The 19,138-nt window shown below is 71.1% G+C and carries 14 protein-coding genes and 2 pseudogenes; 7 read left to right on the top strand and 9 right to left on the bottom strand.

The window, feature by feature from the left end; translation table 11 throughout:
* The first annotated feature begins 99 nt into the window (after positions 1-99).
* The gene (locus K4L06_RS16055; protein WP_221672354.1) at positions 100-654 is read left to right on the top strand and encodes an SRPBCC family protein; all 555 of its coding nucleotides are present in this window, start codon (positions 100-102) and stop codon (positions 652-654) included.
* A 220-nt stretch (positions 655-874) separates the two neighbouring features.
* Positions 875-1,237: pseudogene (locus tag K4L06_RS16050) on the top strand (FKBP-type peptidyl-prolyl cis-trans isomerase); the annotation flags it as partial.
* 46 nt (positions 1,238-1,283) lie between these two features.
* Here K4L06_RS16050 and K4L06_RS16045 read toward each other — a convergent pair.
* The 3 genes from K4L06_RS16045 to K4L06_RS16035 all read right to left on the bottom strand — a co-directional run bounded on the left by K4L06_RS16045 (position 1,284) and on the right by K4L06_RS16035 (position 3,136).
* Complete coding sequence (locus K4L06_RS16045) at positions 1,284-2,279, bottom strand: LLM class flavin-dependent oxidoreductase (RefSeq protein WP_221672353.1); 996 nt, start codon at positions 2,277-2,279, stop codon at positions 1,284-1,286.
* A gap of 149 nt (positions 2,280-2,428) precedes the next feature.
* Positions 2,429-2,935 carry a hypothetical protein gene (locus K4L06_RS16040; RefSeq protein WP_221672352.1) on the bottom strand — a complete coding sequence of 169 codons (507 nt, stop codon included), beginning with the start codon at positions 2,933-2,935 and terminating at the stop codon, positions 2,429-2,431.
* A gap of 48 nt (positions 2,936-2,983) precedes the next feature.
* Positions 2,984-3,136 carry a hypothetical protein gene (locus tag K4L06_RS16035; RefSeq protein ID WP_221672351.1) on the bottom strand — a complete coding sequence of 51 codons (153 nt, stop codon included), beginning with the start codon at positions 3,134-3,136 and terminating at the stop codon, positions 2,984-2,986.
* Between the two features lie 176 nt (positions 3,137-3,312).
* Between K4L06_RS16035 and K4L06_RS16030 the strand changes: the two genes are divergently transcribed.
* The gene (locus K4L06_RS16030; RefSeq protein WP_221672350.1) at positions 3,313-3,891 is read left to right on the top strand and encodes a hypothetical protein; all 579 of its coding nucleotides are present in this window, start codon (positions 3,313-3,315) and stop codon (positions 3,889-3,891) included.
* A 21-nt stretch (positions 3,892-3,912) separates the two neighbouring features.
* On the opposite strand, the gene K4L06_RS16025 is transcribed toward K4L06_RS16030, so the two are convergent.
* Positions 3,913-5,220 (bottom strand): sorbosone dehydrogenase family protein, encoded by a 1,308-nt coding sequence (locus K4L06_RS16025; RefSeq protein WP_221672349.1) that lies wholly within the window; start codon positions 5,218-5,220, stop codon positions 3,913-3,915.
* A 115-nt stretch (positions 5,221-5,335) separates the two neighbouring features.
* On the opposite strand from K4L06_RS16025, the pseudogene K4L06_RS16020 reads away from it, so the two are divergent.
* Positions 5,336-6,245 (top strand): annotated as a pseudogene (locus K4L06_RS16020) (LysR substrate-binding domain-containing protein).
* A 773-nt stretch (positions 6,246-7,018) separates the two neighbouring features.
* On the opposite strand, the gene K4L06_RS16015 reads toward K4L06_RS16020, so the two are convergent.
* Entirely contained in the window at positions 7,019-8,668 is a 1,650-nt protein-coding gene (locus K4L06_RS16015) for a serine hydrolase (RefSeq protein WP_221672348.1), read from the bottom strand.
* 117 nt (positions 8,669-8,785) lie between these two features.
* Here K4L06_RS16015 and K4L06_RS16010 point away from each other — a divergent pair, with 117 nt between their 5' ends.
* Positions 8,786-10,054, top strand: coding sequence for a TIGR03862 family flavoprotein (locus tag K4L06_RS16010; RefSeq protein WP_255595169.1), 1,269 nt, complete (start codon positions 8,786-8,788; stop codon positions 10,052-10,054).
* 85 nt (positions 10,055-10,139) lie between these two features.
* Here the strand turns inward: K4L06_RS16010 and K4L06_RS16005 are convergent, their stop codons facing one another.
* Both K4L06_RS16005 and K4L06_RS16000 read right to left on the bottom strand, forming a co-directional pair.
* Positions 10,140-10,775: a hypothetical protein gene (locus K4L06_RS16005; protein WP_221672346.1), complete on the bottom strand. Its 636-nt coding sequence runs from the start codon at positions 10,773-10,775 to the stop codon at positions 10,140-10,142.
* Positions 10,776-10,965: 190 nt separating this feature from the next.
* Positions 10,966-11,706, bottom strand: coding sequence for a sulfurtransferase (locus K4L06_RS16000; protein WP_221672345.1), 741 nt, complete (start codon positions 11,704-11,706; stop codon positions 10,966-10,968).
* A 287-nt stretch (positions 11,707-11,993) separates the two neighbouring features.
* Here K4L06_RS16000 and K4L06_RS15995 point away from each other — a divergent pair, with 287 nt between their 5' ends.
* Positions 11,994-12,305, top strand: coding sequence for an HPF/RaiA family ribosome-associated protein (locus K4L06_RS15995; RefSeq protein ID WP_221672344.1), 312 nt, complete (start codon positions 11,994-11,996; stop codon positions 12,303-12,305).
* A gap of 158 nt (positions 12,306-12,463) precedes the next feature.
* Here K4L06_RS15995 and K4L06_RS15990 read toward each other — a convergent pair whose 3' ends face one another.
* Positions 12,464-13,132 carry a hypothetical protein gene (locus K4L06_RS15990; RefSeq protein ID WP_255595168.1) on the bottom strand — a complete coding sequence of 223 codons (669 nt, stop codon included), beginning with the start codon at positions 13,130-13,132 and terminating at the stop codon, positions 12,464-12,466.
* A gap of 112 nt (positions 13,133-13,244) precedes the next feature.
* Positions 13,245-18,131, bottom strand: a complete 4,887-nt coding sequence (locus tag K4L06_RS15985) for a putative Ig domain-containing protein (RefSeq protein ID WP_221672343.1) — start codon at positions 18,129-18,131, stop codon at positions 13,245-13,247.
* Between the two features lie 450 nt (positions 18,132-18,581).
* On the opposite strand from K4L06_RS15985, the gene K4L06_RS15980 reads away from it, so the two are divergent.
* The gene (locus K4L06_RS15980) at positions 18,582-19,112 is read left to right on the top strand and encodes a tail fiber protein (protein WP_221672342.1); all 531 of its coding nucleotides are present in this window, start codon (positions 18,582-18,584) and stop codon (positions 19,110-19,112) included.
* Positions 19,113-19,138: the final 26 nt, after the last annotated feature.

The raw sequence follows: 19,138 nt of genomic DNA, 5'->3' as shown, positions 1-19,138 counted from the left end.
CCATCGCCACAGAACGACCTCGCTCCAGGACCCCGCGCGTGCCGGCCCGCGTCGTCCGCCCACCCCCGACAGGCCGCTGCGCGGCCGGAGGACTTCGCCATGAACTCGCTGATGCCCCTGGACTACGGCACCGTCGTCGCTTCCGACACGGTGCGCATCGAACGCATGCTGCCCGGCCCGATCGACCGGGTCTGGGCCTATCTCACCGACGCCGATCTGCGCGCGCGCTGGCTGGCCGGCGGCGACATGGACCTGCGCCCCGGCGGCGCGGTCGAGCTGCGCTTCGACCACGGCCGCCTGAGCCGCGGCGACGATCCGCCGCCGGCCAAGTACTCGCACTGCACGCAGGAAATACGCGAATACGGCCGCATCACCGCGATCGACCCGCCGCATCGCCTGGCCTATACCTGGAACGAGGCCGGCGACGAGTCGTCCGAGGTCGAGTTCCAACTCAGCGAACGCGGCGAGCAAGTGCAGTTGATCGTCACCCACCGCCGCCTCGCCGACCGCAACGCCATGGTCAGCGTCGCCAGCGGCTGGCACGCCCATCTGGACGTGTTGCTGGCGCAGCTGTCCGATCAGGAGCCGGGCGGGTTCTGGCGCAACCACACCCGCCTGGAAGCCGAGTACGAACGCCGCATCCCGGCCGGGTGAGCGCGCCGCCGTCGCCGGCAGGGGCTAAGCTGTGCGCCCTTGTCGGCGAACTTCGAGGTCGCGCGTGTCCGATTCCGTTTCCGTGTTTGCGTCCCTGCCGCGCGGCCTGCGCGCCGCGCGCCTGGGCGCCGCCCTGCTCTGCGCCGCGCTGGCGGTCAGCGCCTGCCAGCGCCCCGGCACCGAGGCCGCGGGCGAAGGCGCGGCGGCCAAGGTCTACAGCGGCCGCATCGCTCAGTTCCAGACCATCGACCAGCAGGTCGGCACCGGTGCGGTGGCGCAGCCGGGACAGACCGTGATCGTGCACTACACCGGCTGGCTGTACGACGAAAAGGCCGCCGACAAGCACGGCACCCAGTTCGACAGTTCGCTGCCCCGCGGCCGTCCGTTCGAGTTCCTGCTCGGCGCCGGGCGGGTGATCCGCGGCTGGGACGACGGCGTGGCCGGCATGAAAGTCGGCGGCAAGCGCGTGCTGATGGTGCCGCCGGACATGGGCTACGGCGCCGCCGGCGCCGGCGGCGGGGTGATCCCGCCGGACACCTCGCTGGTGTTCGAGGTCGAACTGCTCGGCGTCGAACAACGCTGAACCCGTCGTGCGCGCCGATCGGCGCGCGACGCGGCCGGCGCGCGGCTCAGGCCGCGCGCAAGGTCTTGCAGGCTTGCGCCGCCAGAGCGAAGGAATGCAGGCGCGCGGCGTGGTCGTAGATGTTCGCGGTGAGCATCAACTCGTCCGGGCGGTGGCGGGCGACGAAGGCGGCGATGCCCTCGCCGACTTGCGCCGCGTCGCCGACCACCGCGCAGGCCAGCGCCTGGGCCACGCCGGCTTTCTCCAGCGGCGTCCAGAACCGCTCGATGTCGTCGATCGGCGGCGGGATCAGCCCGGGCCGGCCACGACGCAGATTGACGAAGGCCTGCTGTTGGGTGGTGAACAAGCGTCGCGCCTCATCGCTGCGCTCGGCCGCGACCACGTTCAAGGCCAGCATCGCATGCGGCCGCGGCAACCGCGCCGAGGGGACGAAATCGCGCCGGTACAGGGTCAGCGCCTCGTCCATCGCGTCCGGGGCGAAATGCGAGGCGAACGCGAACGGCAGGCCCATCGCCGCGGCCAGGCGCGCACTGAACAGGCTCGAACCCAACAGCCATACCGGCACCGCCAGGCCGGCGCCCGGCACCGCGCGCACCGCCTGCCCGGGCTGGGCCGGTTCGAAGTAATGCAGCAACTCGGCCACGTCCTGCGGAAAACTGTCGGCGCCGTCGTAATAGCGGCGCAGCGCGCGCGCGGTGGCGTGGTCGGTGCCCGGCGCGCGGCCCAGGCCGAGGTCGATCCGGTCCGGGTACAGCGAGGCCAGGGTGCCGAACTGCTCGGCGACCTGCAGCGGCGCGTGGTTGGGCAGCATGATGCCGCCGGCGCCGACCCGGATCGTCGACGTGCCGCCGGCGATATGGCCGATCAGCACCGCGGTCGCGGCGCTGGCGATGCCAGGCATGTTGTGGTGTTCGGCCAGCCAGTAGCGCGTATAGCCCAGGGCCTCGGCGTGCTTGGCCAGCGCCAGGCTGTTGGCGAAGGCCTGGCGGGTGTCGCTGCCTTCGGTGACGGGGGCGAGATCGAGTACGGAAAACGGCAGCATGCGCGGCGATCCGGAGGAGATCCCCACGACTTGGGGTCCGCGGCACGCGATTCCAGCGCCGCGGCGGATCGTATCCGGATACGCAGTGTTGCCGATGCGGCGCCGATCGATCGCTCGGCGCCACATTCGGCAAAGCCGCGGGCGGCGCCTCAGAACAAGTCGAAGCGCAACCCGTCGCGCTCGTTGTCCCAGACCGTGCAGAACACCCACCAACGGCCGTGTTCGTGGCACAGCTGGATGCTGTTGGCGCCGCGCTTGAGCAGCACCGGCGAATCCGGCGCCGGCCGCGCCTCGTACTTGCTCCAGACGTGGGCGACCTGGCCGAAGCGTTCGATACGCTGGTCGGTCTCGACCTCGTAGAAGGCATGCCCGGCGAATAGCGGCGCGACGTCGGCGATATAGGTTTCAACATCGAAGACCGCCGCGCGGGTCGACCCGTCGGCCTCGACCACGGTGCGCAACGACAGCGCGCGCGGATGCTGCAGATAGCGGAAACGCGCCCAATCGCGCGCCGCGCCGGCCGGGCCGGAAATGCAGGCGTAGACCGCGCGCACCAGGCGGCCGATGTCCTGCACGTCCTGCTGCCATTCGAAGGGAATCGGATCCTGGGTGTCCTGCGCGTCGTAGCTGTGCGTCGAATCGATACTGTCGTTCATGGCCTACCGTCCTGGTTCGGGAAAAGAACTACGGCACCGCGCGGATGCTCACCACGGCAGCGGCCAGCCCAGCGACGGCGCCGCCAGGCAGTACAGGGCCGCGGCGACCACGCCCCACATCGCCGCCTTGAGCAGGAACCCGACCAGCTTGAAGGCCAGATACAGACCGGCCGCCAAGACCAGGATCGCCACCACGCTCATGCATCGCCTCCGCTGTTGCCGATTTCGCGTCCGAGCTTAAGCGCCGCGGCGGTCGCGACCAAGTGCCGCCGTCCCGCGGCGCTGAGCGGCGCCTGAGCGAACCCAGGCCGCAGCGCGACAAGCGCGCGGCGCCGGCTTAAGGTGACGCACTGGTCCGGTTCCCAACGAGCGCCGCGATGTCCCCACCCCGTTCCGTCGCCGCCGTCGCGGCGCTGTTTGCGCTGTCGTCGGCCTGCCCAGCGGCGCCGCCCGCCGCCTCGCCCGCCGCCGATCTGGACCGGGTGCGCGGCTGCTGGATCCAGCGCGTCGAACCCGACGGCAAGGCCACGCGCCTGTTGCGGCTGCTGCCCGACCACGATCGCCCGGGTTGGCTGGGCGGACAGATCCAGCGCGCCGACGGCGACGATCCCGACCGCCGCCTGCAACTGGAATTCTCGCGCGACGGCGAACGCGCCAGCCTGACCCGCGCCGCGCCGGCCGCCGATGCCGGCGGCTCCGCGCCGCAAGGCCTGGTCCAGCAAACCCGCACCCGGATCGATTTCGTCCGCGTGCTCGGCGCCGGCCGGGCCGTGGCGGATGCGGCGTCGGGCGCGACCACTCTGGAGTACCGCGCCAGCGCCGGCGCGCAACGGTTGCGGATCGAAGTCGAAGACGAGCGCCTGCACCTGAGCATCGACGGCCTGGGCCCGCTGCGGCCGCGCCGGCCGCCGATCGCCCAGACCCTGTTCGACGGCCGCCGCGACGGCTGCGACTGAGCCGGACGAGCGGCGAAGCGTTCAACGCGCCGCCGTCACCCGCCACACCGCATTGCCGACGTCGTCGCTGACCAGCAGATCGCCGCGCCGGTCCAGGCGCACGTCGACCGGGCGGCCGCGCGCCTGCTCCTTGGCGTCGAGGAAACCGTCCAGCACCGTCAGCGGCGCGCCGTCCGGGCGGCCGTCGCGGAACGGCAGGTAGATCACCTTGTAGCCGCTCTTGGGTTTGCGGTTCCAGGAGCCGTGCTGGCCGACGAACAGGCCGTTGGCATAGCGCTCCGGCAAACGCGTGCCGTGCGAGAACGCGATGCCCAGCGAAGCGGTGTGCGGGCCGAGCGCGTAATCGGGCGCCAGGGCCTTGGCCACCAGGTCCGGCCGCGGCGGCTTGACCCGCACGTCGACATGCTGGCCGTAGTAACTGTAGGGCCAGCCGTAAAAACCGCCGTCGCGCACCGAGGTGACGTAGTCGGGCACCAGGTCGCTGCCGATCTCGTCGCGCTCGTTGACCGCGGTCCACAGCGCGCCGGTCTGCGGCTCCCAGGCCAGGCCGTTGGGGTTGCGCAGCCCGGTCGCGAACAGACGCTTCTGGCCGCTGGCGCGGTCGAGTTCCCAGATCGCGGCGCGGCCGGCCTCCATCTCCATGCCGTTCTCGCCGACGTTGCTGTTGGAGCCGACGGTGACGTAGAGCTTGCGCCCGTCGCCGCTGGCGATCAGGTTCTTGGTCCAGTGATGGTTGATCCCGGCCGGCAGGTCGGTGATCTTGGTCCCCGCCTCGGCGATCTGGGTCGCGCCTTCGCGATAGCGGAACCGCCACACCGCGTCGGCATTGGCGACGTAGAAATCTTCGCCGACCAGGGCCATGCCGAACGGCGAATGCAGGCCCTTGAGGAACACCGTGCGCAGTTCGGCCACGCCGTCGCCGTCGGCGTCGCGCAACAGGCTGATCCGGTCCGCGCTGGGCACCGCGGCGCCGGCGCGCTTCATCGCCTTGCCGGCGATCCACGCCTTCAGGCCGGACCGCTTGCGCGCCGGCGCGTTGCTTTCGGCGACCAGCACATCGCCGTTGGGCAGCACGTGCAGCCAACGCGGGTGGTCCAGGCCGGTAGCGTAGGCGTTCACCGCCAGGCCTGCGGCCGCGGTCGGCGCGACGCCGTCCGGCCAGCCCACCGCCGGGGCGATGTTGACGGTCGGGATCGTGGTCCGGTTCGGCGCCGGCAGCCTGGGCCGCGGGCCGGTACCGTCGGACACCTGCAGGCTCGCCGATTCGCCGCAGGCGCACAGGGCCAGGGCGGCGCACAGCGGCGCCAGCCGTCGCAGCGCTCGGATCATGCGGATTCTCCTGGTTCGCAGCGTGCCGCCAGCATGCCCGCGGCGCCGTTAGCGGGCTGAGAACCCGGTCACTGCGCTCCGCCCGCCCGCGCGTCCTGTGCCTAGAATGCGGACGATGAAGATCGCCCTCGAAGAACTGCAGGCCTTCGCCACCGTGGTCGACACCGGATCGATCACCGCCGCGGCGCAATCGCTGGCGCAGACCGTGTCCGGGGTCAGCCGCGCGCTGAGCCGGCTCGAGGACAAGCTCGGCACCACCCTGTTGCGGCGCACGACCCGGCGCCTGGAACTGACCGAGGAAGGCGAGGCCTTTCTGGCCCGCGCGCGCGATCCTGGCCTCGGTCGAAGACGCCGAAGAACACATGGCGCTGCGCCGCCAGCAACCGGCCGGGCGCCTGCGCATCAATGCGGCCTCGCCGTTCATGCTGCACGTGGTGGTGCCGCTGATCGGCGCGTTCGGCGAGCGTTATCCGCAGATCGAGCTGGAGCTCGACAGCAACGACCGGATCATCGACCTGATCGAACAGCGCACCGACGTCGCGATCCGGATCGGCCGCCTGGCCGACTCCAGCCTGCACGCCCGGCCGCTGCCGAGCAGCCGCCTGCGCGTGCTGGCCAGCCCAGCCTATCTGCAAGCCCGCGGCGAACCGCGCAGCGTCGCCGAACTGGCCGCGCACCGCCTGCTCGGTTTCGCCCCGACCGCGACCTTGAACCGCTGGCCGCTGCGCGACGCGCACGGCGCCGAACTCGAGATCGCCGCGCAGTTGCACGCCTCCAGCGGCGAGACCCTGCGCCAGTTGGCCCTGGCCGGCGAAGGCATCGTCTGCCTGTCGGATTTCATGACCCGCGAGGATCGCCGCTGCGGCGAGCTGGTGCAGTTGCTGGCCGAGCAGACCCTGGACGTGCGCCAGCCGATCAACGCGGTGTACTACCGCAACACCCAACTGGCCTCGCGCATCGCCTGCTTCCTGGATTTCCTCGCCGAACGGCTGCAGCCGCGGGACGGCGCCGCGGCCTGGGAATGAGCGGCGGCGACAAGGAAAGGCCCCGCACCGCGTAGCGCCGCGATGCGGGGCCATAAGTGGCGCGGCGGGCACGGTCCCGCGACGCACCACAAGCATCCGCCGCTCCCCTGGAGAAGAAGCGGCGGGTCGACGGCGATCCGTCCTGGTTACTGAACGCAGCGGCGACGCGCCCCCCTACCCCGGCCGGACGGATGGTCGGGACCGGCGTCTGCGGCCCCGCCGGAACCGGCGCGAGACCGCAGCAACGCGGTCGCGGCTGGCGCCGCTCCTACCCCCAAGCCCCGAACGCCGAACGCCGACCGTTGCCGTTGCCGTTGCCGTTGCCGTTGCCGTTGCCGTGAAGAGCTTGGCGCAGAACCGGCCTCGCGAGAACGCCCTGAAGCCCCGGAGGGCGGCCCGCAAGGATGCGGGCCGTGCGCAGCCAGGCCATGGATGGCCTGTGCGGAGCAGCCCCGCGCAAGCTGCGTCCCATAGTGGCTTTTGATTCGAAACAGTTATGGCGTTTTCTTTGGTTACTTTCTTTGTCGCCTTGGACAAAGAAAGTGACCCGGCCGCTTGCGGACGGAAGCTTTGCTTTGAGGCTTTGAGGCTTTGAAGCCTTCGAAGCCTCCGAACGACAAACGGCGCGAGACCGAAGCATCGCGGTCGCGGCTTACGCCGCTCCTACAGGGGCGTAGGACAAAGACGCGGCGAACGGGCGAGATGGCGGTCGCGGCTCGCGCCGCTCCTACAGGGGTACAGGACAAAGACGCAGCGACGGGGCTAGATAGCGCTCAGGAACCGGACGCCGCGACCGGACTCAAGCGCAGGTCCTGGAAGTCGAAACTGAAATCGGTCAGCGGCGACACCGCCTCCATGCGCAACTCGCGCACCTTGCCGTCCTCGGTCAGGGCGAAATTGACGAAGGCGTCGGCGTTGAGCCAGCGACGATCCCAGCGCACGATGAAGCTGTCGTGCTGCCAGTGCTCGAGCGTGCCGACCAGTTCCGCGGTGCGGCTGAAACGCAGGCGCAGCTTGCCGTCGGCGGCGGCCTCGATGCGCACGTCGCCGTACCACGGGTCGCGGTAGGTGCCGGCATAGCCCGCCGCCGGCAGCGACGGACGCGAGTCCGGCGCGCGCGCGGCCAGGTGTTTGGCCCAGTCGTCGTCGGCCTTGCTGCGGCTCTTGGCCAGGGCCGCCGCATACGCCGCGTTCCAGTCGGTGCGCGGCGCGTCCAGGTAGGCGTCCAGCGCGCGCATCGTCACCGCCTGGAACGCTCCGGCCAGTTCGGCATTGGTCAGCACCACCACGCCGAGCTTGTGCTCGGGCACCAGGGTCACCCGCGAGACCATGCCCGGCCAGCCGCCGGTATGCCAGACCAGCTTGCGGCCGCGGTAATCGGTCAGTTGCCAACCCTCGCCGTAGCCGGCGAAGTTCGGTTTCACCGCGGCCAGCTCGGGCACCGAGGGCTCGGCGATCGGCATCGGCGTCACCACCGACCACATCGCCTGCTGGCGCCTGGCGCTGAACAAGCGCTGCTCCTTGTCGCCGCTGCGCGCGTACACGCCGCCGTCGAGTTGGACCCGCATCCACTTGCTCATGTCGTGGACGCTGGAATACAGGCCGCCGGCGCCGGCGACATTGGCCCAGGTCATCCGCGGCGCCGGTTGCAGATCCTTGAAATCGGCCTTGGCGTGACCGCTGGACACCTTGTCGCCAGAACGCAAGGCATCGCTGTTGTAGCGCGTCTCGTCCATGCCCAGCGGTCGGAAGATGCGCTGCGCCAGGAACTCGCGATAGCTCTGCCCGCTGGCCTTTTCGATCACCAGTTGGGCCACGCCGTAGAGGATGTTGTCGTAGGCGTACTGGGCGCGGAAGCCGCCGCTCAGCGGCACTTCGGCCAGGCGCCGCGCCACTTCCTCGTTGCTGTAATCGGTGCCCGGCCAGTACAGCAGATCGCCGGCGCCCAGGCCCAGGCCGCTGCGATGGGCGAGCAGGTCGCGCAGGCGCATTTCCCGGGTCACGTAAGGGTCGGCCATGCGGAACCAGGGCAGATGGTCGATGACCCGGTCGTCCAGGCTCAGCTTGCCGTCGTCGGCCAGCATCGACAGCGCGGCGGCGGTGAAGGCCTTGGTGTTGGACGCGATGGCGAACAGGGTGTGGGCGTCCACGGTGTCGGGTTTGCCAAGCTCGCGGACCCCGTAGCCGCGTTCCAGCACCACCCGGCCGTCCTTGACGATGGCGACGGCGATGCCGGGCACCTCGAACTGGCGGCGCACGCCTTCGACATAGGCGTCGAAGTCGCGCAACTGCTCCGGCAGCGGCGCCGGCTCGGCAGCGGGCTGGTCGGCAGCGGGCCGAGCCGTCGCGGGCACGGCGGCGGCGCTCGCGCTCAGGCACAGCAGCAGGCCGGCGCCTTGGGTCTTCCAGTCGGATCGGGGCATGGTCGGGTTCCGCGGATGCAATCCGCACTGTGGGCGATGCCGCGCCGCCGCGCCAGGGTCGGAACGGGCGGATCGCCGGCGCGGCATACTATCCGGCCCCCGCACCGCTGCCGCCGCATGTCCGCCGTTTCCTCCCGTACCCTGCCCGGCCTGGCCATCGTCGGCGGCGGCCCCGCCGGCCTGATGGCGGCGCAAACCGCGCGCGCGCTCGGGGTCGAGGTCGACCTGTTCGAGGCCAAGGGCTCGGTCGGGCGCAAGTTCCTGATCGCCGGCAAGGGCGGGCTCAACCTCACCCACTGCGAGCCGCGGCCGGCGTTCGACCGCCGCTACGGCGCGCGCGCCGAAGCCGTCGGCCGCTGGCTCGACCGCTTCGACGCCGACGCGTTGCGCGAGTGGGCGCGCGGCTTCGGCGTCGATACCTACGTCGGCAGCTCGGGGCGGGTGTTCCCGCTCGACCGCAAGGCCGCGCCTTTGTTGCGCGGCTGGGTGCGCCGGCTGCGCGAGGACGGCGTGCGCTTCCATGTCCAGCACCGCTGGACCGGCTGGGCCGAAGACGGCGCGTTGCGCTTCGACACGCCCGAGGGCGAGGTGCATGCGCGCGCGGCCGCCAGCGTGCTCGCGCTCGGCGGCGGCAGTTGGCCGGAACTGGGCTCGGACGGCGCCTGGGTGGCGCCGCTGCGCGAGCGCGGCATCGACGTCGCCGCGCTGCTGCCGTCCAACTGCGGCTTCGACATCGGCTGGAGCGAGCATTTCGCCTCGCGCCATGCCGGCGCGCCGCTCAAGCCGGTGGTCGCGCACTGGCGCGACGCCGACGGCGAACAGGCGCTGCAGGGCGAATGCGTGGTCACCGCCGGCGGCATCGAGGGCAGCCTGATCTATGCGCTGTCGGCGCGGCTGCGCGACGCCATCGCCGCGCACGGCGACAGCGTGCTGGAGCTGGACCTCGCTCCGGGGCGCGAGTTGGAGCGACTGCAACGCGATTTCGCCCAACCGCGGCGCGGCCGCAGCGTCGGCGAGCACCTGCGCCGGCAGACCGGGCTGGACGGAGTCAAGGCCGCGCTGGTGTTCGAGATCCTCGGCAAGCACGGCCTGGACGACGCGGCCACGGTCGCGCGCACGATCAAGCGCCTGCCGCTGCGCCTGCGCAGCGCGCGCCCGATCGCCGAGGCGATCAGCAGCGCCGGCGGAGTGCGCCTGGAGGCGATGGACGCGCAACTGCGGCTGCAAGGGCTAGCCGACGCGGTGTATTGCGCCGGCGAAATGCTCGATTGGGAAGCGCCGACCGGCGGCTACCTGCTGACCGCCTGTTTCGCCAGCGGCCTGATCGCCGGCGACGCCGCCGCCCGCCGCCTGCTGGCGACGCGGTCTCCTGTAGGAGCGGCGTGAGCCGCGACATCCGCAGCGGTGTACGGGAGCGCCGCAGCCGAAGCCCCGAGCGCTCGAAGCTTGGATCGCGCAACGCCAAGGCCGCTCAACCCGCGGCCTTCTCCTGCGCCTTGCCCATATAGAACATCGACGCGCACAGGCCCACACCCTGCGACGTCGCCGCCGGCAGGTCGCTGCCCTGCAGCGCGATCAGCTTGATCACGTCGCCGCCGGCCTCGCTGACCTTGGCCAGGGCGATGAAACCGGTCGGGGTGGTGCCGCAATAGGCATTGGCCGGGGCCTTTTCCGGCGGCGTCTGCTCGATCACCCGACGCAACTCGATCGCCTGGCTGGCCTCGACCTGCATGACCGCGCCATAGGTTTCGCCGGCGGCGTATTGGTCGCCGCCGCGCACCAGGGCGACGCGCTCGGTCTTGTACAGCGCGCCGTTCTCGCCCTTGAGCTCGAGATCGTCGATGGTCAGTTTTCCGGTCATCGCCGCGGCCAGCGGGTTGCCGGGTTCGAACGTGCCCAGCGCGACCGGAGTCAGCACCGGCGGCGAGGCGCGGGTGCCCGGGTCGGCGGCCGGATCGGGCACCGACTGCGGTGCCGGCGGCGGCGGTGCGGTGGTTTCCTGCGGGGCGGCAGTATTGACCGGCGCGCCCTGGCTGCACGCGGCGAGCGCCGCGACGGCGAGCGCGAGCGCGAGCGCGGACAGGGCGGAAAGCGAGCGTCGGTTCATCGAAAATCCTCGTTCTGATGCAAGCGCGGGCGCCTGCCGTTGCGCAGGCCGCCCGCTCGCGGCGCGTCGTCGGGGGAGGCCGGCGCGAAGGCGCAGGCGCGACACGAACGCGCAGACTAACCGTTCGCCCGGCGTGGCCGGGTTAATAGTTTGTAAGAAACGGTAAAAGTCGCGAAATCCGTCGAAACGGTCAGGCCGCGGCGTCGTGCAGCGGTTGCAGCTGCGGATCCAGGGCGACCCGCTCGTCGAACACGAAGCAGCCGCCGTCGTAGTGGCGGCCGCCGACCTGCTCGAAATAGCCGAGGATGCCGCCGTCGAGCTGGAGCAGATTGTCCATGCCGTCGGCGCGCAGCCACAACGCCGCCTTTTCGCAGCGGATGCCGCCGGTGCAGAAGCTGACCACGGTGGCGTCGGCGAGCGCGGCGCGGTGCGGCGCCAGCGCTTCGGGCAGGTCGGTGAAGTTGTCGATCGGCAGGGTCAAGGCATCGGCGAAGCTGCCGTAGCCGATCTCTTCGCGATTGCGCGTGTCCAGCAACACCACCGGCCGGCCGGCGTCGTCGCGACCGGCGTCGAGCCAGCGCGCCAGGGTCTGAGGCGACACCGCCGGAGCGCGCTCTTGCAGCGGCGAGGCGCCGTCGCGGCGGAAAGCGATGATCTCGCGCTTGAGCTTGACCTTCAGCCGGGCGAACGGCGCGCTGCGGCTGCGGCTGTACTTGACGATCAGATCGGCGAAGCGCGGATCGGCGCGCAGCTCGGCCAGCAAGTCTTCGATCGCCTCGGCCGTGCCGGCCAGGAACAGGTTGATGCCCTCTTCCGCGACCAGGGCGGTGCCGCGCAGCTGCAGCGCCTGCGCCCGCTCGCGCAGGCGCGCGGCCAACGCCGGCGGATCGGCGATGGCGACGAAATGGTAGGCGGCGATATTGACGATCATCGGTCCATTCTACCTTGGGCGCCGTTTCAACCCGGACGCCCAGCCCGGACGCCCGCCCCTGGCGTCCGGCCCTTGCGGCCGTCTTTGCCGAATCGGGCTCCGGCCCGCGCAGCCGATCCGCGAGGCTCGCATGTTCCGCCTGGGCCGAAGCTGAACGCCGCGAGAACCTTCCGCGGCATCCCCGGTCGGACTTAGGGCATGGCCGCAACGCGAATGCGCGGACCGTGCGAGAAGCCGCCGCAGGGGCGGCGGCTTCGCCCTCTCACTGCGCCAAAGGAGGCGTCTGCATGAAGGTTCAGCTCAACACCGACCATCACCTGCGCGGCGACGAATCGCTCGCCCAACACGTCGAAGGCGTGGTCGATCACAGCCTGGGTCGCTACCGCGACCAGGTCACCCGGGTCGAAGTGCATCTGCGCGACGTCAACGGCGCCAAGTCCGGCGGCGGCGACAAGCACTGCACCATCGAAGCCCGCCTCGAAGGCCGGCCGCCGGTGGCCGCGACCGAGGATGCCGACACCATGCGCGCGGCGATCAGCGGCGCGGCGCGCAAGCTGCAGCGCGTGCTGGACGGCTCGCTGGGCCGCCTGAGGGCGTAAGCGCCGCCTCCCTGCCCGTCACGTTCCGCGCGCCCCGGCCGGTCCTTGCCGGGCGCTGCGGCCCCGGCGACCGCGAACCGGTCGCCCCTCCGGGCGCGCCCGTCCTGCGGGCGCGCCTTTCTTGTGCGCCGACCGGCGCGCGCTCCGCTGCGGCGGCCTCAACGCTTGGTGGTGACGGCGCGGCGCAGGTTGTTGCGCGCCGCCGCATCGTAGCGGGCGTGGTAGTAGTCGCTGAGGAAGATCCGCTCGCGCTTGAGCAGGCCCTTGAGAAAGCGCCTGCGGTTGAGCCGGAACAACGGCCCCGGCACGTGGCCGCGGTACTCCGAAGCGATGCCGCGATCGTAAGCGTCGAACTGCGCGGTCGCGGCGCCGAGGATGGCCATGTCGCCGTCCAGGAACAGCCGGGCTTCCTCGTCCACGTCCTCGCGCGCGATCGCGCCGTGGCGCGCGGTCAGCTCGATCAGTCCGGCGACGCGGTCGGCATCGATGCCGGCCTGCGGCAACCAGCGCGCGATATGCTCGCGCGCCAACTGCGCCGAACGCGCCTCGTTGTCGCGCCGGCCGGCGTGGTAGATCGCGTCGTGGTACAGCACCGCCAGCGCGACCTCGACCGGCTGTCGCCAGCCGGGGCCGGCGGCGACGTCGGCGTAATGGCCCAGCACTTCGGCGACATGGCCGAGGTTGTGGTAAGCGCGCGGCGGCGCCGCATAAGCGGCTTCCAGCGCGCCGCGCAGTTCCTCGGGCAGTTGCAGCGGCAACTGCGCCAGGGCCGCGTCGGACAGGCGTGCGGGCTCGCGTTCGGCGGAGGGGGGAGAAGAGTCGGACATCGCGGCGGGGACGCAGTGGCGCGGGCCCCCATCTTGGCACTTCGGCGGCCGCCGTGGGCCGCCCCGCCCTGCCCTGGCGACGGGCGCGGCCGTGGCCGCGCCCGCCGGCGCCTCAGTATTTCTTCTCGAAGTTGATCAGGAAGCTGTGATCGTCGTCGTTGCCGCTGCCGAACAGGCCGCGGTACTCGAAGCGCAGCGCCCAGTCGCGTTCGCCCTGCAGCACCGCGCCGAGACCGAACACGTAGCGGTTGCGGTCCAGGCCGAGGATGCGCGCGCGGTAGAACGGCCCGCCGACCATGTCGGCGTAGCTCATCGTCGCGATGCTGTCGTCCTCGAAGTCGTGCTGGTACTCCAGCAGCACCCGCGGCGACAACCGGCCCCAGCTCATGTCGTAGCGGTAGTCGATGCGCAGGCCCAGGCTGGTGGTGGTGGTGTCGACGTCCTGGTCGCGATAGTGCAGCGCATACAGCGGGTCGCCGTGCTCGGTGTAGCCGTCCAGGCGCGCGCGGGCGATGTCCAGGCGCGCGTACGGGGTCACCCGCAGGCGGTCGCGCTGGTGCTCGAAGCCGGCCGAGACCGAACCGAACCACTGCTTGCCGTCGCGCGAGCCGCGCACCATGCCGCCGGTGTCGGTGACGTAGCGGCGGGTGTCGAACGACAGCCACTGATAGCCGAGCAGGCCGTCGAGGTAGAAGGTCTTGCCCGGGTGGTAGCTGGCATAGCCGACCAGGCTGTAGCTCTCGGCCTCGCTGCGGCTGCCGCGCTGGCCGACGTCGGTGTCGTCGCGGCCGTAGCCGATGCCGCCGCCGAGGGCGAAGGCATCGCTGAGGCGCACGTCGGCGCCGGCGCTGATGCCGCTGGTCTCGAAATCGAAGCCGGCCGAGCCGCTGCGGCCGTCGCGGTTGCCGCTGTTGATGGTGCCGCCGGTCCACACGCCGTAACGGCTGCCGCTGCCGGCCACCGGCGCGGGTTCCTGCATCGTCGCGGCGTCGTCGCCGAGCAAGGCCTGACGGCAATCGCTGCCCGGGGTGCGGCGCGCTTCGTCGCGGCAGCGCGAATCGATCGAGAAGCTCAGCCCGTTGTCGAAACGCGCCCCGTTCTCGCCGCCTTCGTGCAGCCCCTGCATGCGCTGCTGGAAGTTGCCGATCTGCGAATTGGCGAAACGCCGCGCCGCCGAGGTTTGCGCGCCGAGCAGGCCGAGCACTTCGGCGTCCTTGGACGGATCGCTGCGCGGGGCGACCTCTATTTCGATCGTCGCCACCGTCGAGGTCGCGTGCGCATTGCTGATCGTGAAGCTGGCCACGGCCACGCCGGCGTAGCCGATCACCGGCGTATAGCGCAACTGGAAGCCGCCGCCGGAGCCGACGATCGTCGCCGTGCCCGAACTGGCCGGAGTCAGCGAGACCAGGGTGGCCGCGGTGAACGGGCCGCCGCGTGCGCCGGTGGTCAGCTCGACCACGACCGCCGCGCCCGCGACCGTGCGCACCCGCTGCGACACCGCCACCGGCACCGCGTTGACGGTGATGGTCGAGGCGATCGGCGCCGACGGGCCGAAGGCGTTGTTGAGCGTGTAGTTCAGGACGATCGCGCCGGCCGTGTCCGCGGCCGGGGTGTAGGTGATGCGGGTTCCGTCGACCGTCGCCGTGCCCGAGCTCGGCGGCGCCAGCAGGGTCACGCCGGTGAACGGACTGCCGGTGGCTCCGGTCGCCGCATCGATGGTCACCGCCGTGGTCGACAGGGTGGTCGCGGTCTGCGGCTGGCCGACCGGCACCGGCAACGCCGCGACCGTAACGGTCACGGTCGCCGGGGCCGAGGTGCCGCCCGGTCCGGTCGCGGTGTAGGTGAAGCTGTCGCTGCCGAAGTAGTTGGCGGCCGGCGTGTAGATCACGCTGGTGCCGCTGACCGCGGCGCTGCCGTGGCTGGCAGGAGTGGCGATCGCGATCGAGCTGATGATGCCGGTGTCGTTGGCGACCACATTGATCGTCACCGGGCTGTTGGCCAGGGTGCTGGCGCTGTCGTCGACCGCGACCGGCACCGCGTCGGCGATGACGATGGTGTAAGCGACGGTGCTGTTGTAGCCGGCATCGTCGGTGGAGCGGACGGTGAAGCTGTAGCTGCCGGCCAGCACCGGCGTGCCGCTGAACGTACCGGCGGACGAGAACGCGATTCCGACCGGCAGCGCGCCGGACACGATCGAGTAGGTGTACGGCGCGATGCCGCCGCTGCTGCTCAGGCTCTGGCCGTAGGCGGTGCCGACCACCCCGTTCGGCAGGGTCGCCGGCGAGATCACCACCGTCGCCGGATCGATGCGGAAGGTCCGCACGACCGCCGCGTTCTGGCCGTTGGCGTCGGTGGCGCGCACGGTGATGCTGAAATTGCCGTCGCTGCGCGGGACGCCGGACAGTGCCCCGGCCGAGCTGAAGCTCATGCCGATCGGCAGCGAACCGGCCAGCAGCGAGTAGCTGTACGGCGCGATGCCGCCGCTGGCGCTGAAGTTGGCGCTGTAGGCGGTGCCGGCGGTGCCGTCGGGCAGGCTCGGCGGGTCGATGGTGATGGTCGGGGCGCCGACCTGGATCACGTAGTTCTGGGTGATCTGGAACGGCGCGCCGGTGCCGGTGCTGGAGTCGGTGGCGCGAATGCTCAGCGTGTACAGGCCCGGTACCGTCGGCGTACCGCTGAGCACGCCGGCCGAGGACAGGCTGACCCCGACCGGCAGCGCGCCGGCGGTCAGCGAGAACGAGTAGGTCGGGGTGCCGCCGCTGGCGCTGAAGTTCACCGTAGTGGCGACGCCGTACGGCATCGGTATCGCGCCGGCGGCCGGAGTCATGCTCAGGGTCGGCGCGCCGACCGTGAGGGTGAACGATTCCGACTTCGTCGACGGCCCATCGCCGGTGCTGCTGTCGGTGGCCTGGACATTGACGGTGAAGCTGCCGGCCTGGGTCGGCGTGCCGCTGATGGTGAGACTGTCGCTGCCGGTGGCGGTCAGGCCCAGGCCTGCGGGCAGTCCGCTGGCGCTGTAGCTGCCGTAGGGCGCGGTGCCGCCGCTCCAGGTGAAGCTGACGCTGTAGCTGGCGCCGACCTGGGTGCTGAGCGGGCCCGACGGGGTGACCGTGACCGCCGGCGGGGCGACGGTGATGGTGACCGTCGCCGGCGCCGAGGTGCCGGCGCCGTTGGTCGCGGTGTAGGTGAAGCTGTCCGCGCCGTAGTAGCCGGCGGTCGGCTGGTAGGTGATCGAGGTGCCGCTGGCGATCGCGGTGCCGTGCGCCGGTGCGCTGCCGATCGCCACCGAGGCCGGCGTGCCGCCGGTGATCGACAAGGTGATCGGGGTGGCGCCGGCGTTGTAGGCGACGGTGGCCGAGACCGGGTTGGCGACCGGCGCGATGTCGACGATCTGCAGCGCGTAGCCGCGCGGCGCCGAGTTGTACGGTCCCGAGCCGGTGCTGGAGTCGGTGGCGACGACGGCGAAATTGAAGGTGCCCGGCGCGGTCGGCGTGCCGCTGAGGGTGCCGGTGCTGGCCGCCAGGGTCATGCCGGGCGGCAGCGCGCCGGCGGTCAGGGCATAGCTATAGGGCGAAGTGCCGCCGCTGGCGGGATTGAGCGTAGCGCTGTAGGCCGAAGCCACCGTGCCGTTGGCCAGGGCGGTCGCCGGCAGGGTCACCGTCGCCGGATTGACGGTGAAGATGTAAGCGCGCGAGCCGGTGTACGGCGCGCCGGCGCCGGTGCTCTGGTCGGCGGCGATGATCATGAAGTTGAACGATCCGCCCGCAGTCGGCGTGCCCGACAGGACGCCGCCGGCGCTGATGCTCAGGCCCGGCGGCAACGTGCCCGGCGGGGCCGAGAAGGTGTAGCTGCCGTTGCCGCCGCTGGCGCTCAGGGCCTGGCTGTAGGCCACGCCGACGGTGGCCGCCGGCAGGGTCGGCGGATCGACGCTGATGTTCGGCGGCGCCACCACCACGCTGTAGGCGCGGCTGCCGACGAAGCTGTTGGCGTCGGTGGCGGTGACGGTGAAATTGAAGGTGCCGACCGCGCTCGGCGTGCCGCTGAGGCTGCCGGTCGAAGACAGGGTGAGGCCTGCCGGCAGGGTGCCGGCGGTGATCGCGAAGCTGTACGGCGCGGTGCCGCCGCTGGCGGTAATGGTCTGGCTGTAAGCGACCGCGGCGGTGGCGTTGGGCAGGGTCGTCGGGTTGACGACGATGGTCGGCGCAGCGGCGACGGTAACCGTGTAGAGGCGGCTGCCGATGTTGGGCGAACCGTCCTGCGCGGTGCTGTCGTCGTCGGAGAGGATACGGAAGGTGTAGGTGCCGGTCGTGGTCGGCGTGCCGCTGATGACGCCGGTGGTGCTGGCCAGGCTCAGGCCCGGCGGCAGCAGATTGGGCTCGGCCTGCACCGAATAGGTGTAGGGCGCCACGCCGCCGCTGCTGCTGAGGGTGGCGTTGTAAGCGATGCCGACGGCCGGCGCCGGCAAGGTGGTCGGCGAGATCGTCGGCGCCACTGTCGGGATGACGATGCTGTAGCTCTTGACCGTGCTCAGCGGCGTAGGCGTGCTCGAATCGGTCACCGTGATCGAGATCGGGAAGGTGCCGCGCTGGGTCGGCGTGCCGCCGAAGGTCCCGGCCGAGAAGGTCATTCCGGTCGGCAGGGTGCCGGCGGTATGGACGAAGGTGTAAGGATCGGTGCCGCCGCTGGCGCCCATGGTCGCGCTGAAGGCTTGGCCGAGCACCGGCGACAGGGTCGCCGGAGTGACCGTGATCGGGCTGGTCGGCGCGCCGATGTTGACGGTCACCGCCACGGTGCCGCCGACGCCGTCCTCGAAGGCGAAGCTGTCGCTGGTCGCGGTATTGCCGTTATGGGTGTAGGTCACGGTCTGGGCGAACACATTGGTGGTCGCGGTACCGTGAGTGGGCGGGGTGGCGATGCCGCCGATGCCGCCATCGTCCGGGCCGTCGCAGGCGCTGGCGTCGATGACGTGGGTGGCGCCGTTCGCGACCGAGATCGTCATCGGCGCGCAATGCACCGATTGGGCCGAAGCCGTTCCCGACCACAACGACAGCAGGCCGCACAGGCATAGCAGCGCGCTCCACAGCCCGCCGGGATTCGAATGACGGGCTGGAGCCCGGTCTGCGCCAAGCACGAAATGCCGATCCATGATGCCGTTCCCCCGACCCCGCCGCGACGCCGTCCCCTGGCGATCCCGGCTGGAGTTCCGCCTTGCGTTGTATGCCGCATCGCGCGCCCGACAGCCCTGGCGCACCCCTATCACGAGCTAACACGCAATTCGGCAAGAAAAGCGGCCGCCTTTTCCGCGGCTTTGCGTTAAGCCAGGTCATGGCGCGCATGCGCCATGCCGGCTCAGCCTGCTCTCCGCCCGCTCCCTGCGGCGGCGGGCCGGTCCGATCCGGCCCGCAGTCCGGACCCGAGAGGGGGCGGACGACATCCTCCGGGGGAAGAGATGACAGAAGTATTCTTGGGACAAATCATCATGGGGGGGTTCAACTTCCCTCCGAAAGGCTTCGCCTTCTGCAACGGCCAGCTTCTGGCGATCGCCCAGAACCAGGCCCTGTTCTCGCTGTTGGGGACGCAGTACGGCGGCAACGGCCAGACCAACTTCGCCTTGCCCAACCTGCAGGGACGCACCCCGGTCGGGTTCGGCAACTCGGTCGACCCGGGCTGGAATCCCTCGCCCTACAACATAGGCGAGATCGGCGGGACCGAGAACGTCACCCTGCTCAGCACGCAAATGCCGACCCACACCCACGGCCTGGTCGGCACCGACGGCACCGCCAACGTACGCGCCGCGCGCGACGCGCTTTACGCCAAATCCACCCTGTCGATGTACGCCAACACCAACGGTGCGCAGGTGCCGCTGTCGGCAGCCGTGCTCAGCCAGCAAGGCGGCACCCAGCCCCATCCGAACCTGCAGCCCTATCTCGCCATCAATTTCTGCATCGCCCTGGTCGGCATCTACCCGTCGCGCAACTGACGCACCGGTCCATGCGCCGGTTCGTC

Source organism: Lysobacter sp. BMK333-48F3, from assembly GCF_019733395.1.
In the GTDB taxonomy this organism is placed as follows: Bacteria; Pseudomonadota; Gammaproteobacteria; order Xanthomonadales; family Xanthomonadaceae; genus Lysobacter.
Note: the sequence above shows the minus strand (reverse complement) of the source record. Positions and strands in the feature narration are given on the sequence as shown.

What these genes read in the sequence shown, in the direction of transcription:
- K4L06_RS15995 (WP_221672344.1), top strand. Translation starts at nt 11,994, where the DNA reads ATGAAGGTTCAGCTCAACACCGACCATCACCTGCGCGGCGACGAATCG.
- K4L06_RS16045 (WP_221672353.1), bottom strand. Translation starts at nt 2,279, where the DNA reads ATGCTGCCGTTTTCCGTACTCGATCTCGCCCCCGTCACCGAAGGCAGC.
- K4L06_RS16030 (WP_221672350.1), top strand. Translation starts at nt 3,313, where the DNA reads ATGTCCCCACCCCGTTCCGTCGCCGCCGTCGCGGCGCTGTTTGCGCTG.
- K4L06_RS16005 (WP_221672346.1), bottom strand. Translation starts at nt 10,775, where the DNA reads ATGAACCGACGCTCGCTTTCCGCCCTGTCCGCGCTCGCGCTCGCGCTC.
- K4L06_RS15990 (WP_255595168.1), bottom strand. Translation starts at nt 13,132, where the DNA reads ATGTCCGACTCTTCTCCCCCCTCCGCCGAACGCGAGCCCGCACGCCTG.
- K4L06_RS16010 (WP_255595169.1), top strand. Translation starts at nt 8,786, where the DNA reads ATGTCCGCCGTTTCCTCCCGTACCCTGCCCGGCCTGGCCATCGTCGGC.
- K4L06_RS16035 (WP_221672351.1), bottom strand. Translation starts at nt 3,136, where the DNA reads ATGAGCGTGGTGGCGATCCTGGTCTTGGCGGCCGGTCTGTATCTGGCC.
- K4L06_RS15980 (WP_221672342.1), top strand. Translation starts at nt 18,582, where the DNA reads ATGACAGAAGTATTCTTGGGACAAATCATCATGGGGGGGTTCAACTTC.
- K4L06_RS16015 (WP_221672348.1), bottom strand. Translation starts at nt 8,668, where the DNA reads ATGCCCCGATCCGACTGGAAGACCCAAGGCGCCGGCCTGCTGCTGTGC.
- K4L06_RS15985 (WP_221672343.1), bottom strand. Translation starts at nt 18,131, where the DNA reads ATGACGATCTCGGTCGCGAACGGCGCCACCCACGTCATCGACGCCAGC.
- K4L06_RS16025 (WP_221672349.1), bottom strand. Translation starts at nt 5,220, where the DNA reads ATGATCCGAGCGCTGCGACGGCTGGCGCCGCTGTGCGCCGCCCTGGCC.
- K4L06_RS16000 (WP_221672345.1), bottom strand. Translation starts at nt 11,706, where the DNA reads ATGATCGTCAATATCGCCGCCTACCATTTCGTCGCCATCGCCGATCCG.
- K4L06_RS16040 (WP_221672352.1), bottom strand. Translation starts at nt 2,935, where the DNA reads ATGAACGACAGTATCGATTCGACGCACAGCTACGACGCGCAGGACACC.
- K4L06_RS16055 (WP_221672354.1), top strand. Translation starts at nt 100, where the DNA reads ATGAACTCGCTGATGCCCCTGGACTACGGCACCGTCGTCGCTTCCGAC.